A 15586-nucleotide genomic window follows, 5' to 3' on the forward strand; every position below is an offset into this window, starting at 1 on the left:
GTTTCTACTTTGGCTTGACGGAGGATGGAGGCTTGCCCTGTTTTGGATTTTTGTTCTGATTGAACTTTTTTTGGCGGTCAGATTTATCATCTTTCCCTTGTTGCAACTCATCAGAATGCGAAAGGGACTGACCGAAAGGGAGGCCTCAAGGCTCATTGGAATTCATTTTCCAGAAGTGGGGGACAAATTGCAGAATCTGTTGGATTTAACAGAGAACAAGCAGAGATCTGAGCTTCTTTTGGCCAGTATCGAACAAAGAGCCAAGGCACTTGGTCCGGTTCCATTTTCGGAAGCGGTTGACCTTAAGGAAGGTTTTCGACACGGTAGGTATGTGTTGTTACCGATTGCGGTGTTGGGCTTCATTTGGGTATCAGGAAACATTGCCTCTTTTTTTAATTCGCACCAGCGTGTCGTAAACTACGACATGGCTTTTGAACGCCCCGCACCATTTCAGTTTAGGTTGATGAATGACAAACTGGAAATACTCGACACAGAACCGCTTACAATTTTAGCAGGTGTGGACGGGGACATGGTGCCCGAGGATATGTATATCGTGATCAATGGAGAACGATTGTTGATGAAGCGCCAAGGCGAGTTTTTTGCCCATACCATCGATGCCCCGGTATTGGAGGGTTCGTTTTTTCTTACTGCCAATGGTTGGGATTCGAGGGGTTACGATTTCCGAAGTTTACCAACACCATCGCTGTTGGATTTTGAAATGAAGTTGAACTTTCCGAAGTACTTGGGAAGGGATGAAGAGGCGATAAGCGGCACCGGAAATGCGATTGTTCCGGAAGGAACCTTGGTCACATGGACCATTAAGGGAAAAAATGTTGATGAGATTGGCTTCGTGGAGAGGGATACAACTGAGGCATTGGTACGCAGCGAGAACGAATTTGTCGGTAAGCGTAGGATTTTTAATGACCTGGAATACCAACTTAGTACATCAAACTTTCATGTCAAGGCTTATGAGAAACTAGAATATGCCTTACAGGTCATCAAAGACCGTGCACCTACAGTTAAGGTTGAACAGTATTTGGATTCGCTTAGCCCGAATGTTTCCTTTTATACCGGTCAGGCCTCGGATGATTATGGAATAAGAGAGGTCCGGGTTATTTGTTATCCTGTTGATGACAGAAGCCATAAGCAAGAACTCCTGATTGAATCACCAAGTGCCAATGTGCATCAGTTCTATTATACATTTCCTAGCGGGATGCGACTCGAGGAAGGAAGGAGCTACGAACTTTATTTTGAGGTGATTGATAATGATGGAATACGGGGCGGAAAAACTGCACGCAGCCAGGTGTTCAGAACAAAACTATATAATGTTAATGAATTGATTAACAAAGAGTTAGATGCGAAAAATGCTCTTATACGAAATATGGACAGAGAACTTAAAAACTATAAGGAGCAAGAAGAGACCTTATCCGAGATAAATAGGGATCAGAAAGAGGAGCGTACACTTTCATTTGAGAACAAGGATAAGATCAAGAAGTTTCTAGAGAAACAAGAAGAACAGGAAAGGTTATTTGAAAAGTTTAGTTCACAGTTACAAAAGGGCTTGGAGAAACAAGGAGAAGACAGCGAGATGAAGCGGCTGTTGCAAGAGCGTTTGGAACGACAGGAGAAGGAGGCGAGAAAGAACGAAAAGTTGTTGGAAGAACTTAACAAGTTGGCAGATAAAATTGAGAAAGAAAACCTTCAAAAAAGGTTGGAAGAATTGGGAAAGAAACAAAGTTCACAGGCCCGCAATTTGGAACAGATCCTAGAGCTTACCAAAAGATATTATGTTACCGAAAAGGCCGCACAGTTGGCAAAGGAGTTGGATGAACTTTCAAAAGAACAGGGTAAACTGGCCAATGAGATTGAGAAAAACACATTGGAGGAACAAGGGAAGCTTAACGAAAGATTTGATAAAACAGCAGAAGAACTCGAAGAGCTTAGGAAGGATAACGCATCTCTAAAAAAACCCACTGAGATTGAAGTAAGCAAGAAGGATGCGGATCAGGTAAAAGGCGATCAACAATCTGCCAAGGAACATTTGGAGAAAGGCATGAAGGATATGAAGGATGATGAAAAGGGCTCGAACGGAGAAGCCAAAAAGAAGCAAAAGGCGGCTTCCGATAAAATGAAGGAGATGAGCGAGAAGTTGGAACAGGGGGCTTCAGGAGCCGGAGGCTCATCGGTTACGGAGGATGCTGAAATGTTAAGGCAGATTTTGGACAATTTGGTTACTTTCTCATTCAAACAAGAGGCCCTATTTGATGAGTTGGAGGCTTCCGATTTCGAGATTGGAGAGTTTTCGGGCACGGTTAGGGAACAAAAGGAGTTAAGGAGAATGTTTGAGCATGTGGACGACAGCCTGTTCTCCCTTTCTTTACGAAGGGCCGAGCTGTCCGAATTTGTGAACGAGCAGATCACCGAGGTATATTACAATATTGACAAATCATTGGAAAGTATAGCGGAGGACCAGATGTATCAAGGAGCGTCTTATCAGCAATATGTGATGAATGCCACAAATGTGCTGGCGGATTTCCTGGCCAATATTTTGGAGAATATGCAACAGAACATGAGTATGGGCTCAGGAAAGGGTTCAGGCAGCGATTTTCAATTGCCTGATATTATTAAGGGACAGGAAGGCATCCAGCAAAAAATGGATGGCTCAGGTGAAGGCAACAAGGGGCAGGAAAGTCAGCAACAGGGAAAGGAAGGTCAGGGAGAGAAACAAGGCGAAGGCACGGAGGGGGAATCTCCTGGCGGAAATGATGGGAGAGGTCAGGGTAAGGATGGAGAAAATGATAATAGAGGAGCTGGAAACGGTGAACAGGAAGGAGGATATGGACAGGACGAGTTGGGCCTCAATGAGATTTATGAGATTTATAAGGAGCAGCAATATCTAAGACAGCAGTTGGAGAATCAATTACAGGACATGATAAATAACGACGACCGTAATTTGACCAAGAAATTGCTGCGTCAAATGGAGGACTTTGAGAATGATCTTTTGGAAAACGGCATTACAGAGCGCACAAGAAGTAAGTCAACTGCGATTCAAAGTCAGCTGCTAAAGTTGGAGAATGCTGTTTTAAAGCAGGGGGAAGAGAACGAGCGGGAGAGCAACACCAACAAGAGCGATTTTAGCAACCCAATTACGACCAAGCCGGAGCTTCTTAAGGAACAGCAGAACAATATTGAAATATTAAATAGACAAGCATTACCTTTGCGGCAAAATTATGAAAGGAAGGTAAAGGTCTATTTCAAAAATGATTGAGTTCCATTTTGAGTCGGATTTTGTATTGGAGAAGGAATCCATTTATTCCGATTGGGTAAGTAGAATTTTGATGTTTGAAGGGTTTAATGTCGGCCAAATTGATTTTATTTTTTGCGCCGACGAGTATCTTCTGAAACTTAACAAACAATATCTTCAGCATGACACCTACACGGATATTATCACCTTTGATTATACCAAAGACAAAACGGTGTCTGGGGACATTTTTATTTCAACGCAGAGGGTGATTGAGAATGCAGAAATCTATGGAACCACACCGGATGATGAGATGTTACGGGTCATGAGCCATGGCATTTTACATTTGATGGGATATGGTGATAAGTCGGAAAAAGAACGCATAGTGATGCGGGCGAAAGAAGAAGAAAAGATTAAAATGTTCCACGTGGAACAATAGCTATGTTTGAAAAGGAATATGATGTGATTGTTGTCGGCGGCGGGCACGCTGGAGCAGAGGCAACCGCGGCGGCCGCGAACATGGGGTCCAAAACACTGTTGGTCACCATGAACCTTCAGACTATTGGGCAAATGTCCTGTAATCCGGCAATGGGAGGAATTGCCAAGGGACAGATTGTTCGAGAAATTGATGCGTTAGGGGGCTATAGCGGAATCATTACAGACAAGTCCGCCATTCAATTTAAGATGCTAAACAAATCGAAGGGACCAGCCATGTGGAGCCCCAGGGCTCAGAACGATCGTATGCGATTTGCTGAAGAATGGAGGTTGGCCCTTGAGAACACACCTAATGCAGACTTCTATCAGGAGATGGTTTCCGGTATTTTGGTGGAGGGCGACAAGGTTGTCGGCGTCAGAACATCTTTGGGCATTGACATCAGGGCCAAGGCTGTGGTGCTTACCAATGGCACTTTTCTCAATGGGCTTATCCATATCGGGGAGAAGCAATTTGGCGGCGGAAGGGCAGGTGAAAAGGCTGCAACGGGAATCACCGAGCAGCTGGTTGATTTCGGTTTTGACAGTGGTAGAATGAAGACGGGAACACCTCCAAGGGTCGATGGGCGTTCGTTGAATTATGATAAGATGATACCCCAACCAGGGGATGAACATCCGGAAAAGTTTTCCTATTTGAACACGCCTGTGTTAAAGGAGCAACGAGATTGCCACATGACGCACACTAGCGCGTTGGTGCACGATTTGCTGCGTGAAGGGTTTGACCGCTCCCCCATGTTCAACGGACGAATAAAGAGCATTGGACCAAGATATTGCCCATCTATTGAGGATAAGATCAACCGCTTTGCGGACAAAGATTCACATCAAATTTTTGTGGAGCCCGAGGGCTGGCACACGGTAGAGGTTTATGTCAATGGGTTTTCCACATCATTGCCAGAAGACGTACAGTATCGTGCTCTGAAATCGGTAAATGGATTTGAGAATGTCAAGTTTTTTAGGCCGGGCTATGCCATCGAATATGACTACTTTCCTCCAACGCAGTTGAAGCACACTTTGGAAACCAAGTTGGTAAATAACCTATATTTTGCTGGACAGATAAATGGAACCACGGGTTATGAAGAGGCTGCTTCACAGGGATTGATGGCTGGTATTAATGCGCATTTAAAGGTAAATGAACAGGAACCCTTTATCTTGAAAAGGGACGAAGCCTATATCGGAGTTTTGATTGACGACCTGATAACCAAGGGAACGGAAGAACCGTATAGAATGTTTACATCCAGGGCGGAATACAGAACCCTTCTACGACAGGATAATGCGGATTTGAGGCTTACACCGAAAGGATATGCCCTTGGCTTGGCGAAGGAAGAACGTATGCGCAGAATGGAGGAAAAGCTGAACAAATCCAGAAGCTTTGTGGAGTTCTTTAGAAAAACAAGTTTTGCACCGGAGGAAATCAACCCGATTTTGGAAGAGGTGGATTCAGCTACGGTGAAACAATCGGATAAGCTATTCAAGGTCTTTTCAAGACCAAAGGTAACCATGGACCATATGCTGCAATTGGAGTCTGTGGCTGAATTTGTGGCCGAGAATGAGTTGAACTCTGAAGTTTTGGAGCAGGCGGAAATAGAGGTCAAGTATTCTGGATATATTGAAAAGGAGAAGAATAATGCCGATAAGCTGCACCGACTGGAAAATGTGAAAATCCCCGAGGATTTTGACTACTCCAAATTGAAATCTTTATCATTCGAGGCGAGGGAAAAGCTGGAAGACATTCGTCCCGTGACCATCGCACAGGCTTCCCGAATAAGTGGCGTCTCGCCATCGGATGTAAGCGTTTTATTGGTCTATCTGGGAAGGTAGAAAAAATGTTCCACGTGGAACAGTACCTGATGAAAGGCAAGCGCGAAATGAAATAGGTGGACTGATTCTGACCAAAAGTTTACCGGAAGCATTACAACTTGATTACATTTTGCACAACCGCAAAACAGAAACTCCTTTTTAATGAATATAGTTTTACCGTATTTTTGAAACCTGGGAAAACGAATACTTCTCCTCTTATAATAACTATGAAGTTGTTTTTAAAGACTAGAGATTTTTCCGTTACTGGCGAGCCCTTTGAACTTCATTGGGACAGCGATAGGGATATGCTCGTTACACATCCGCAGCCTACTGATATGGATCCATACTATGACAGTGAGGCTTATATTTCACACACGGATGCCAAGGAATCCTTTACAGATAAGCTCTATCAGACCGCAAAGCAGCAAAATCTCAAAAATAAAATTCAACTTATTGATAATCAGACACATAAAAACAAATCATTGCTAGATATCGGCGCTGGCACGGGAGATTTCCTAATAGCGGCGAAATCGGCTGGATATCAGACATCGGGAGTGGAACCTAACACCAGGGCGAGGCAATTGGCCACCGACAAGGGGATTACGCTACAATCTAGCATGAAGTATTTTGAGGGAAAGACGTTTGGGGTAATTACGCTTTGGCACGTATTGGAGCACCTTCCCGATTTGGAGCGGCAAATTCAACAAATGATTCAGCTTTTGGAGGAACAAGGCACCCTTATCATAGCCGTGCCCAATTTCAAGTCCTTCGATGCAAAATACTACGGCACGTACTGGGCAGGATACGATGTGCCTCGACACCTTTGGCATTTTTCAAAAACAACCATGGCCAAGCTTTTCAAGAAACATGATTTTGAAATCGTTGCCACACGCCCCATGTGGTTTGATGCTTTTTACGTTTCCATGCTCTCTGAGAAATATAAGGGAAGCAGGTTGTATCTTTTAAGAGCTTTTCTGATTGGTTTTTGGTCAAACCTTATGGCGCTTTTCACCGAAGAACATTCTTCACTCATTTATATCCTTAAAAAAAGAAAATAACCGTTCTCAGCCTTGCTCTTTGATTAATAAAACCCGAATGGCGGATTAACCCTAATAAGAAGAGAAAGGAACACAGAGGACCTTTTTTACGCCTCATTTTCAATAGAGAAAAACAATTGTTCTCACCCCGTTCAATTACTGTTGGCTATAAGGTCATCAAAAACCTTTTGTTGATTTCAGAAAAAGATAACCCCCATTTCAAAAGCTTTTCTATTTTTGCCCATCAATAAAACAGAACAATGAAGAATTATTTACTGTTGGTCATAGCAATCTTTGCCATGGGATGCCAGCAAAACAAGATTGGATACGTGAACAGCGTTAAGCTGATGGACAAATACCAAGAGAAAATTGATGTTGAATCCCGTTTCAAAACCAAGGCAGATGCCATGGCAAAGAAAAGGGATAGTATTTCCCAGGCTTTTCAATTAGAGCTACAGGAGTTCCAAACAAGGGCACAGCGCATTTCGCAACAGAGTGCGCAAGAGGAATATGCACAGCTTCAGCAAAGAGGTCAGTTTGTGGGTCAACAGTTGCAACAGGAAGAGCAGCAATTGCAACAGCACAGCCAGGCCGAAATGGATACTTTGGTCAAAAAAGTAAAAGAGGAAATACAAACGTATGGCAAGGCCAATGGGTACACGTATATTTTAGGTGGAGGTGAGGGTGGCGCCGTACTTTATGGGGAGGACACCCAAGACCTTACAGAGGCCATTCTCAAAATCTTAAACGACAAGTACAAAAAGTAACATTCTTGCTTATTAAATTGTAAAAGCCCATTCTTAAGAATGGGCTTTTTTGTTATTTCAAGGTCATCCCTACTGCATCAAGTACAACAAAAACACCGTGGGGATAAAATACACCACAATGGTTTGGGCCCCTGCGTAGTCCTTGGCCACACGTTGCCCCAATAAAAGCATCAGTAGTGTAATGGCGGATAGGATCGTCCCATAAAAACCGATTGGACTGTTTCCGTCAAAAAGAAACTGAAAAATGCCAACGGCACAAAGGGTCCCAGAAACCACTTCGAAAAAAAGTATGACACCCAATAATAGGGCAACCATACCCTTAAAGGGGGTCTGGGAAAAATGGTCGTTGAGCCACGACAGATTTCCTTTCCAATCCATTACCTTGTCCACGCCACTTTGCAAAAATGTGATGGACAAAAAAGCTAGCAGTATGATTTGTGCGGCATGTGCTGTAAAATTTTCCATTCGTAGTTTGTTTAGGCGGCCTTTATGTGCAAGAGCCGGGTTAATTTAATAGAGAGATCTGTAAAAATCAACTTGGAATTTCCGTTCCGTTCCACGTGGAAAATGGCAGTTTCCAATTCCTCCACAATATCCAAAATGTTGTTTTCGTGCACAAAGGGCGCGAATTTGTTCAGGTCAAAACCCTCCAAATGGATCCTGGCATATACCAGGTCGTTGGCCATATAATTGAGCAACAGCGCTTGGCGCATCATGGTAAGGCAATATCCCAGGAACTTTTTTTGTACCTCCCGGCCAGTTTTGGCCACCTCATCGCTCCATAAAATCAATTCCTGTACCGCACCTTTATTGCCCTTGGCCTTAAAGGCACTTCGCACCCACTGCACAAACCAACGTTCAAAAACCAAATCCTCCGAATCCTTGTTGAGCAAGTCCAGCGCTTTGTTAAAATTACCATTGGCCTCTTGGGCAATGGTATGGGCGTCACTTGCACTGACCCCTTTGCTCAAAAGGGCATCAATGATATATTGTTCCGACAAAGGGGGAAAATGCAAAATTTGGCATCGGGACCGTATAGTGTTGATTATCTGCTCCTCATCTTCCGCAAGTAAGAGCAGCACGGTTTTCTGGGGAGGTTCTTCGATCAATTTTAGGAGTTTGTTGGCCGCGGAGATGTTCATTTTTTCAGCCATCCAAAGTATGAGCACCTTGTAGCCACCCTCATAGGATTTAAGGGACAGCTTTTTTACTACATCCTGGGCTTCGTCCACCCCAATCTGCCCCTGTTTTTTTTCTATGCCGATGTGGCGATACCAATCAAACAAGTTGCCATAAGGTTGTTCCTTTACAAACTCGCGCCATTCCATTAAAAAATTGTCACTTACCGCATGCGATTTTACCTTATCCGAATTGGAGACCGGAAACGCAAAATGCAGATCGGGATGCGTCAAGGAATTGCACTTGGCATTGCATGCCACATTATCGCCTTCATTCTCCCCTCCCATATTCCTGCAAAGCAGATACTGCGCATAGGCAATGGCCATGGGTAATATGCCAGATCCCTCGGGCCCAACGAACAATTGGGCATGGGCCACCCTGCCGGCATCGGCAGTGGTAACCAGATGTTTCTTGAGGTGCTCCAGGCCTAAAACATTTTTGAACAGCATGATTCAAAGATACATTTTTTAGTTTCCACAACTTTTCCATCTTTTTTGTTGAAACCCTAAAATATGCCCCTGGGTTTCGAGGCAAAACATAGGAAATCTTTACATTTGGACTTCTTATAAAGACACAGCGGATGAAAACCTTGGACGATTACAATTTTGAAGATAAAAAGGCATTGATACGCGTTGATTTCAACGTGCCCCTGGATGGCGATTTCAAAGTGACCGACACCAGTCGGATTGAAGCGGCAAAGCCGACTATTTTGAAAGTGCTGGAAGATGGTGGCGCTGCCGTACTGATGAGTCACTTGGGCAGGCCGAAGGGAAAGTCCAATCCGGACATGTCCCTTTCCCATATTTGTGAAACCGTATCCGAAATCATAGGGGTAGAGGTAAAATTTGCATCGGATTGCGTGGGAAAAGCTGCTGATGACGCCGTGGCTGATCTGGAAATGGGCGAAATACTACTGTTGGAAAACCTTCGGTTTCATGATGAAGAGGAAGCCGGTGACGAAGCTTTTTCCAAGGCCTTGGCGAAACATGGCGACATCTATGTGAACGATGCCTTTGGAACGGCACATCGAGCGCACGCCTCAACAACCATCGTTGCTAAGTTTTTTCCTGGAAAAAAGTGTTTTGGGTATTTATTGGCCAAAGAGATCAAGGCCATAGAAAAAGTGATGCGGACCGGAGAAAAATCGATTACCGCCATTTTGGGAGGCGCCAAGGTTTCCTCCAAGATCACCATTATAGAAAACATTCTGGACAAGGTAGACAATTTGATTATCGGCGGCGGAATGACCTATACCTTCATCAAGGCCCAGGGCGGCAAAGTGGGCGACTCTATTTGTGAGGATGATAAGATGGATTTGGCTTTGGACATTCTAAAACAAGCTGAGGCAAAAGGGGTACAGGTTTATATGCCTGTTGATGTTTTGGCCGCTGATGCCTTTGACAACAATGCAAAAACCCAATTTGTCGATGTAAATGAAATCCCTGAGGGATGGCAAGGACTGGACGCCGGGCCCAAGAGCCTTGAAATCTTCAAACAAGTAATCTTGAATTCCAAGACCATACTCTGGAATGGCCCTGTGGGTGTTTTTGAGATGGAAAGCTTTGCGAATGGCACAATTGCAATCGGCAACTATATTGATGAAGCCACACAAAATGGGGCATTTTCCCTTGTCGGTGGCGGGGACTCTGTGGCCGCTGTGAAACAATTTGGTTTCGAGGACAAGGTGAGCTATGTGTCCACTGGTGGAGGTGCTATGTTGGAAAGTCTTGAAGGGCGCACGCTCCCCGGAATTGCCGCAATATTGGACTAAGTCGAACGTTATGGATTAATGGGGATGATCCACGTTTTGCTGTTTTAGCGCTAAATACTTTATTTTTTCAAAAAAAAACACCAAATTAGGCAGCCCCAGGAATCAAACCCAATCCAAATGAACCGAAAATTTAAGATTGCCGCATGGATAGCGCTGGTTTTCTCAGGTCCTTGCCTGTTGGCGCAGCAGGTAGATGAAATACAGACCGGTTTGACTGAACCGGAACCGCTGACCATCACCAATCCCATGATCGATGGTGAATCTGTGGCTTTGGGCCCCACCTCAAATGGCAAATTTGAATTGCATGATGTAGAGGAGGCCTCGCGATATGATAGTTTATGGCTCAGGGAACTTCACAAGAACGCCTCTCTTTTTAGCGACCTGCTTCTGGAAGTTTCCAATCCTGTGGAACTGGACTCAGGGATGGTTGACCTACCCACCGATACACTTAAGGCAAGGTTGGCCCGCATGAATGAAAAGACGCCTTTCAACATTGCATACAATCCATCCTTGGAAAGTGTTATAAAATCCTTTTTGGTTCGCAAAAAAGACTTGATGCAGCGGATGATCACGGCGAGCCAGTTCTACTTCCCTTTGTTTGAACAGGAATTGGACAACCACGACGTTCCTTTGGAGATCAAATATCTAGCCATCGTGGAATCGGCCCTAAACCCAAGGGCTCGGTCCCGGGTTGGTGCAAAAGGGCTTTGGCAATTTATGTACAGCACTGGAAAAATGTACGGACTGGATGTGAGCAGTTATGTGGACGAGCGCCACGATCCCATTATGGCTACCAAGGCCGCCTGCAAATACCTCTCCAAGCTACATGAAATTTTTAACGATTGGGATTTGGCCTTGGCAGCGTACAATTCTGGGCCAGGCAATGTGAACAAGGCCATCCGACGCTCTGGCGGCTATGAGAATTATTGGAACATACGCCCCTTTCTTCCGAGGGAAACTGCAGGATATCTTCCGGCCTTTTTGGCTACCATGTACATTTTTGAGTACGCGGATGAACATGGATTGCAATACAAAAAAGCGGAAAGGGCTTATTTTGAAACGGACACGGTCCATGTAAAAAACCTGATCACATTTGACCAAATATCCAAGCTGGTGGACGTAAGCCAGGAAGAGCTTGAAATGTTGAACCCCGCCTATAAATTGAACATCATCCCCAAAGTTAAGGGCAAGGAATATGCGCTCCGGCTTCCCAAATCAAAAATTGGAAAGTTTGTGGCCAATGAGGAACAGATCTATGCGTACGCGAAAAAGGAACTGGACTCCATTGAAAAACCATTGCCCCAGCTAACAACTGCAAACGACCAAATCCGCTACAAAGTGAAAAGTGGCGATTATTTGGGGAAAATTGCCGAGCGTTATGGTGTGGGAGTGAGCCAAATAAAACAATGGAACGGACTGCGAAGCAATAACCTGCGCATAGGACAGCGGCTTACCATCTACCCAAGGAAACCCTATATACCACAAAAAACGGTGGCCAAGAACACCACTTCCAAGTCTTCTTCGGGAACCGTGGCCAGTGGTTCAAAAGTGCACACGGTGCAACCGGGCGATTCACTTTGGACCATATCAAAAAAATATCCTGGAGTTTCTGTGGAAAACTTACGAGAATGGAACGGTCTTAGTGGCAATAACTTAAAACCGGGCACAAAACTTAAATTGTGCGATTGTTCTTCGTAAATTTAACTTGACATGAAAAAATTTGGAACACTAGCAAGCGCCATTCTTCTTTTGGTGCTCTGGTCCTGTAATGAATCTGGGACCAAACAACGATTTCTTCCGCCCTCTACTGGGGGCATCAATTCCTTGATGGTGGTAATGGATACCGAGCTTTGGAAGGGCGAGGTCGGAGATAGGGTTCGGGAGCATTTTGCCGCCCCTGTCCGAGGACTCCCTCAGGGAGAGCCCAAGTTCAGCATCACGCAAATTCCTCCCCAAGTATTCAAAGGGGCCACCACCTATTCCAGATCTGTGCTTTTTGTGGAACTGGATACCACAAACTTGGCCCATATCAAATCCGATGTTTCCGCAAAACCCCAAAAGATTGCCGTGGTCAAGGGCGAGACATATGCAGATTTGACCCATGGAATAGATTCATTGGCTTCAAAAGCAATAGCAGCTTTTAAAAAAACAGAGCTTGAAGAGGCCCAGAAAAGGTTTACCCGTTCATTGAGCAAGGATATGGCCTTCTGGGAAGAGTTTGGAATAAAACTGAATGTCCCCTCACTGTATAAGGTTGGAAAACGGGACAAAAACTTTGTTTGGATGGACATCCAGATTCCCAAGGGCACCATGAACATTGTGGCCTATGCCATGCCAGGGGATAGTTTTGCCAATGACTCAACTTTTGTGTCAGATATAGTGAAGATGCGTGATTCCATTGGAAAAAAGTATGTCCCAGGACCTTATGAGAACACCTATATGATTACCGAAAAAGCATTTGCGCCATATATTTTCCCTGCAAGGATAGATGGAAAAAAAGCTGCCGAGGTAAGGGGAATATGGGAAATAAGCGGTTACCCAATGGCCGGCCCCTTTCTGACCTATATCATCAATGACGAGGAGAATAATCGAAAGTTGGTGCTGGAGGGCTTCACATTTGCCCCTTCGGAAGAGAAAAGGGACTATATGTTTGAGCTCGAGGCCATTTTGAAGACCGTGGATTTTGATGCGACTCCGTGAGAGCGAATAATACGGTCCAATAAAATCAAAAAAGCCCGGAGAAATTAACTCTCCGGGCTTTTCCGTTCTTTAAATGCTTAAAGGTTAGTTAGTCAAAAGCAAAGCCAGTTGCCAATCTGTATACAAACGCATATAATACCACAAAGAACATCACAAAGCTGAACCAGGCAAAAGCCTTAAAGTATTTTTCTATAATGAAATGCCCCAAATTGCGGAATGCTTCTAAATAAATTTCTCTTACAAGTACTAGTTTTTTCATATTTCCGAGTTTTAAGATTTAAAGACACAGCAAAGATTGGCCCATGAAACGAGCAGTGAAAAACTATGGGGTGAAAAGCCAAAAAAGTCGGACGAAAGTTTTTTCCTATAAAAAATCTCTATGAAGCAATCAGTTTATGGGGTGTAATGCACCATTGGGAAAAGCCGTACATCGATGGGTTTCTCGATATAATGCATCTGGAACAAAAAAGAATGGAAAAGGCTTCTTTCCTCTACTTATTGGGAAACAATGATAAATTCCGAACGGCGGTTTTCCTGATGCTGGCTCCTAGAACATCGTATGCCATCACCACAGTGGTTCAAAAGACGTTCTTCCCCATAACCAATGGCACTCTGTATTCTTGAGGGCTCTATGCCCTGTGCAATGAGATAGTCCCTGGTGGACTTGGCCCTTCTATCCGAAAGGTATTTGTTGTATGCCTTGCGCCCAATAGCATCAGTATGGGATTCGATTTTAATGACCATGTCCCCATATTCGCGCATCACCTCCACCAGTTTGTCAAGCTCTCTTGCCGCATCGACTTTTATGTTGAAGCGGTCAAAATCAAAGTAAATCGTTTCCGTTTCCAGTTTCAATACGCCTTCATCCTCCTTGATTATGTCCTTCAACGGTTTCAACGGTTGCGAAATGGCAATATTGATGTTGCTCTGGGTATCCACGTTTTTCATGGCCTCAAAATATCCTTTTTTGGAGGTTTTGACCGTGTAGCGTACTCTTGGTTTCAGATTTTCAAATATAAATGTTCCATCTTTCGAGGTGCGGGCCTCGGCAATGGGAATCTGATCTTTGTCGAACAGCTGTACCAAGGCGTCTGGAATTGTATCACCGGTTATTTCATCGGTTATCAGCCCCGAAATGGCATTAAGATTTTCAAGGAACTTAAAGGAATAGATGTCATCATCACCTTTACCTCCTTTTCTGTTGGATGCGAAATAACCTTTTTCACCTTTGGTGTCGATTATATAGGAGAAATCATCCCTATTGCTGTTGATGGGTTCACCTAGATTGATTCCAACGCCAAAAATTCCGTTGGAGTGATCCGCTTTGTAGATGTCCAATCCACCCATTCCCATGTTTCTATCCGAGGAAAAGTATAGGGCATTGTCGGTAATGTAGGGGAACATTTCTTTTTTATCGGTGTTAACGGTCCTCCCCAAGTTCTGGGGTTCGGAAAATTGACCGTTTTCAAGCAGGTCCACCATGTAAATGTCGGTCTGGCCATAGCCACCTGGCCTGTCGGACACAAAGTAGAGCTTTTTCCCATCTGGACTTATGGATGGATGCCCGGTGGAATAGTTTTCGCTGTTGAAAGGCACTTCTTCTGCTTCGGTCCATGCACCTTCAATATATCTGGAACGGTAAATTTTTAGGTGGTTGATGCCATTTTTGCCTCGCTTGAGCTTCTTTTTGTAGTTGTTCCGGGTAAAATAGATGGTCTTTTGGTCAGGAGAAAAGGCAACGGAAGCCTCATGATATTTGGTATTGATGTTCTTGGAGAACTTTTTGGGCTGCCTAAGGTCGCCGTTTTCCTCATCTGCGCGAGCCACGTAAAGATCAAGGAAGGGTTGATTGGTCCACCTATATTTGCGGGTGGTAATAAAGGAAGAATCCTTGGCAGAGGCAAAGACAATATTGGAATCTTTATGGAACATGGGCGAGAAATCGGAATACTGCGAATTAATGGCCATGTTCTTTATTTCGACCAATGCTGGACCTTTCCAGCTATTATTTTCCCCACTTTGGTACTGGGCATTGGCGCCATTAAAGAGCTCTGTAAGTTTGGCGGCCCTCCGGTAGCGTCCAGTGCCCTTTAATATGTGGGCATACCTGAAGAACTTATCTGCTGTAATCTCATCTTTGTACAGTTCGTATAGCTGATGGTACCATTTGTGGGACTTTTCTAAATTGCCGCTGTAATAATGGGAGTCTCCTGCTTTGGAAAGTAGTTGGTAGGTTTGAGGCACATCCCCTTGCTCAAGTGCAATATCGTATACCCTGGCCGCTTCCGCATACCACATCTTATCGAAATATTCATTTCCCTTTTCAATAAGCTTGGCCGCGCTTCCCTTTTTCCGCAAAAACTCCTGCAATTCTTTATCCCCAAGAGCTTCTAGTTTAAGTGGGTGCACGCCATCAGCAGGGGCACCATCCTGTTTTTTAACCAGGTCGATGCTTGTATCATCCGTTTCCACGAGGGCAATCTCTTGCGACATCATGCCAAAGGCATAAAGCAAAAAGAAAAATGATAATAAGAATTGTTTCATTAACTACTCCGTCTGCGCAAATAATTCCCAAGGGAATCATTTGGAGGCTAAGCAAAAA

12 protein-coding genes are annotated in these 15586 nt (G+C 44.3%); 8 read left to right on the forward strand and 4 right to left on the reverse strand.

From position 1 onward, the window contains the following. Positions 1 to 115 precede the first annotated feature (115 nt). The 5 genes from K7G75_RS02925 (at position 116) to K7G75_RS02945 (ending at position 7334) form a co-directional block, all read left to right on the forward strand. Positions 116 to 3268: a DUF4175 family protein gene (locus K7G75_RS02925; RefSeq protein ID WP_262420228.1), complete on the forward strand. Its 3153-nt coding sequence runs from the start codon at positions 116 to 118 to the stop codon at positions 3266 to 3268. Then, positions 3261 to 3680, forward strand: coding sequence for an rRNA maturation RNase YbeY (gene ybeY / locus K7G75_RS02930; protein WP_222982618.1), 420 nt, complete (start codon positions 3261 to 3263; stop codon positions 3678 to 3680). The genes K7G75_RS02925 and ybeY overlap by 8 nt, the downstream gene beginning before the upstream one ends. A 2-nt stretch (positions 3681 to 3682) precedes the next feature. Next, positions 3683 to 5551 (forward strand): tRNA uridine-5-carboxymethylaminomethyl(34) synthesis enzyme MnmG, encoded by a 1869-nt coding sequence (gene mnmG, locus K7G75_RS02935; protein ID WP_222982620.1) that lies wholly within the window; start codon positions 3683 to 3685, stop codon positions 5549 to 5551. A gap of 206 nt (positions 5552 to 5757) precedes the next feature. Continuing rightward, positions 5758 to 6588, forward strand: a complete 831-nt coding sequence (locus K7G75_RS02940; protein WP_222982622.1) for a class I SAM-dependent methyltransferase — start codon at positions 5758 to 5760, stop codon at positions 6586 to 6588. 239 nt (positions 6589 to 6827) lie between these two features. Continuing rightward, complete coding sequence (locus K7G75_RS02945; protein ID WP_222982624.1) at positions 6828 to 7334, forward strand: OmpH/Skp family outer membrane protein; 507 nt, start codon at positions 6828 to 6830, stop codon at positions 7332 to 7334. A 69-nt stretch (positions 7335 to 7403) separates the two neighbouring features. Here the strand turns inward: K7G75_RS02945 and K7G75_RS02950 are convergent, their stop codons facing one another. Continuing rightward, the gene (locus tag K7G75_RS02950) at positions 7404 to 7799 is read right to left on the reverse strand and encodes a DoxX family protein (protein WP_222982625.1); all 396 of its coding nucleotides are present in this window, start codon (positions 7797 to 7799) and stop codon (positions 7404 to 7406) included. 11 nt (positions 7800 to 7810) lie between these two features. After that, a complete protein-coding gene (locus tag K7G75_RS02955; RefSeq protein WP_222982626.1) occupies positions 7811 to 8962 on the reverse strand; it encodes a DNA polymerase III subunit in 1152 nt (383 codons plus the stop codon). Positions 8963 to 9093: 131 nt separating this feature from the next. On the opposite strand from K7G75_RS02955, the gene K7G75_RS02960 reads away from it, so the two are divergent. From K7G75_RS02960 to K7G75_RS02970, 3 genes are all read left to right on the forward strand, one after another. Further along, positions 9094 to 10284 carry a phosphoglycerate kinase gene (locus tag K7G75_RS02960; RefSeq protein WP_222982627.1) on the forward strand — a complete coding sequence of 397 codons (1191 nt, stop codon included), beginning with the start codon at positions 9094 to 9096 and terminating at the stop codon, positions 10282 to 10284. A gap of 117 nt (positions 10285 to 10401) precedes the next feature. Next, entirely contained in the window at positions 10402 to 11982 is a 1581-nt protein-coding gene (locus K7G75_RS02965) for a lytic transglycosylase domain-containing protein (RefSeq protein WP_222982628.1), read from the forward strand. 12 nt (positions 11983 to 11994) lie between these two features. Further along, positions 11995 to 12984 (forward strand): DUF4837 family protein, encoded by a 990-nt coding sequence (locus tag K7G75_RS02970; RefSeq protein WP_222982629.1) that lies wholly within the window; start codon positions 11995 to 11997, stop codon positions 12982 to 12984. Positions 12985 to 13072: 88 nt separating this feature from the next. Here the strand turns inward: K7G75_RS02970 and K7G75_RS02975 are convergent, their stop codons facing one another. Continuing rightward, positions 13073 to 13243 carry a DUF6747 family protein gene (locus tag K7G75_RS02975; RefSeq protein WP_222982630.1) on the reverse strand — a complete coding sequence of 57 codons (171 nt, stop codon included), beginning with the start codon at positions 13241 to 13243 and terminating at the stop codon, positions 13073 to 13075. A gap of 236 nt (positions 13244 to 13479) precedes the next feature. Next, on the reverse strand, positions 13480 to 15528 hold the full coding sequence (locus K7G75_RS02980) for an OmpA family protein (RefSeq protein ID WP_222982631.1): 2049 nt from the start codon (positions 15526 to 15528) through the stop codon (positions 13480 to 13482). Between the last annotated feature and the right edge of the window lie 58 nt (positions 15529 to 15586).

Origin of the sequence: Flagellimonas meishanensis (assembly GCF_019880545.1) — a bacterium.
Lineage (GTDB): Bacteria > Bacteroidota > Bacteroidia > Flavobacteriales > Flavobacteriaceae > Flagellimonas > Flagellimonas meishanensis.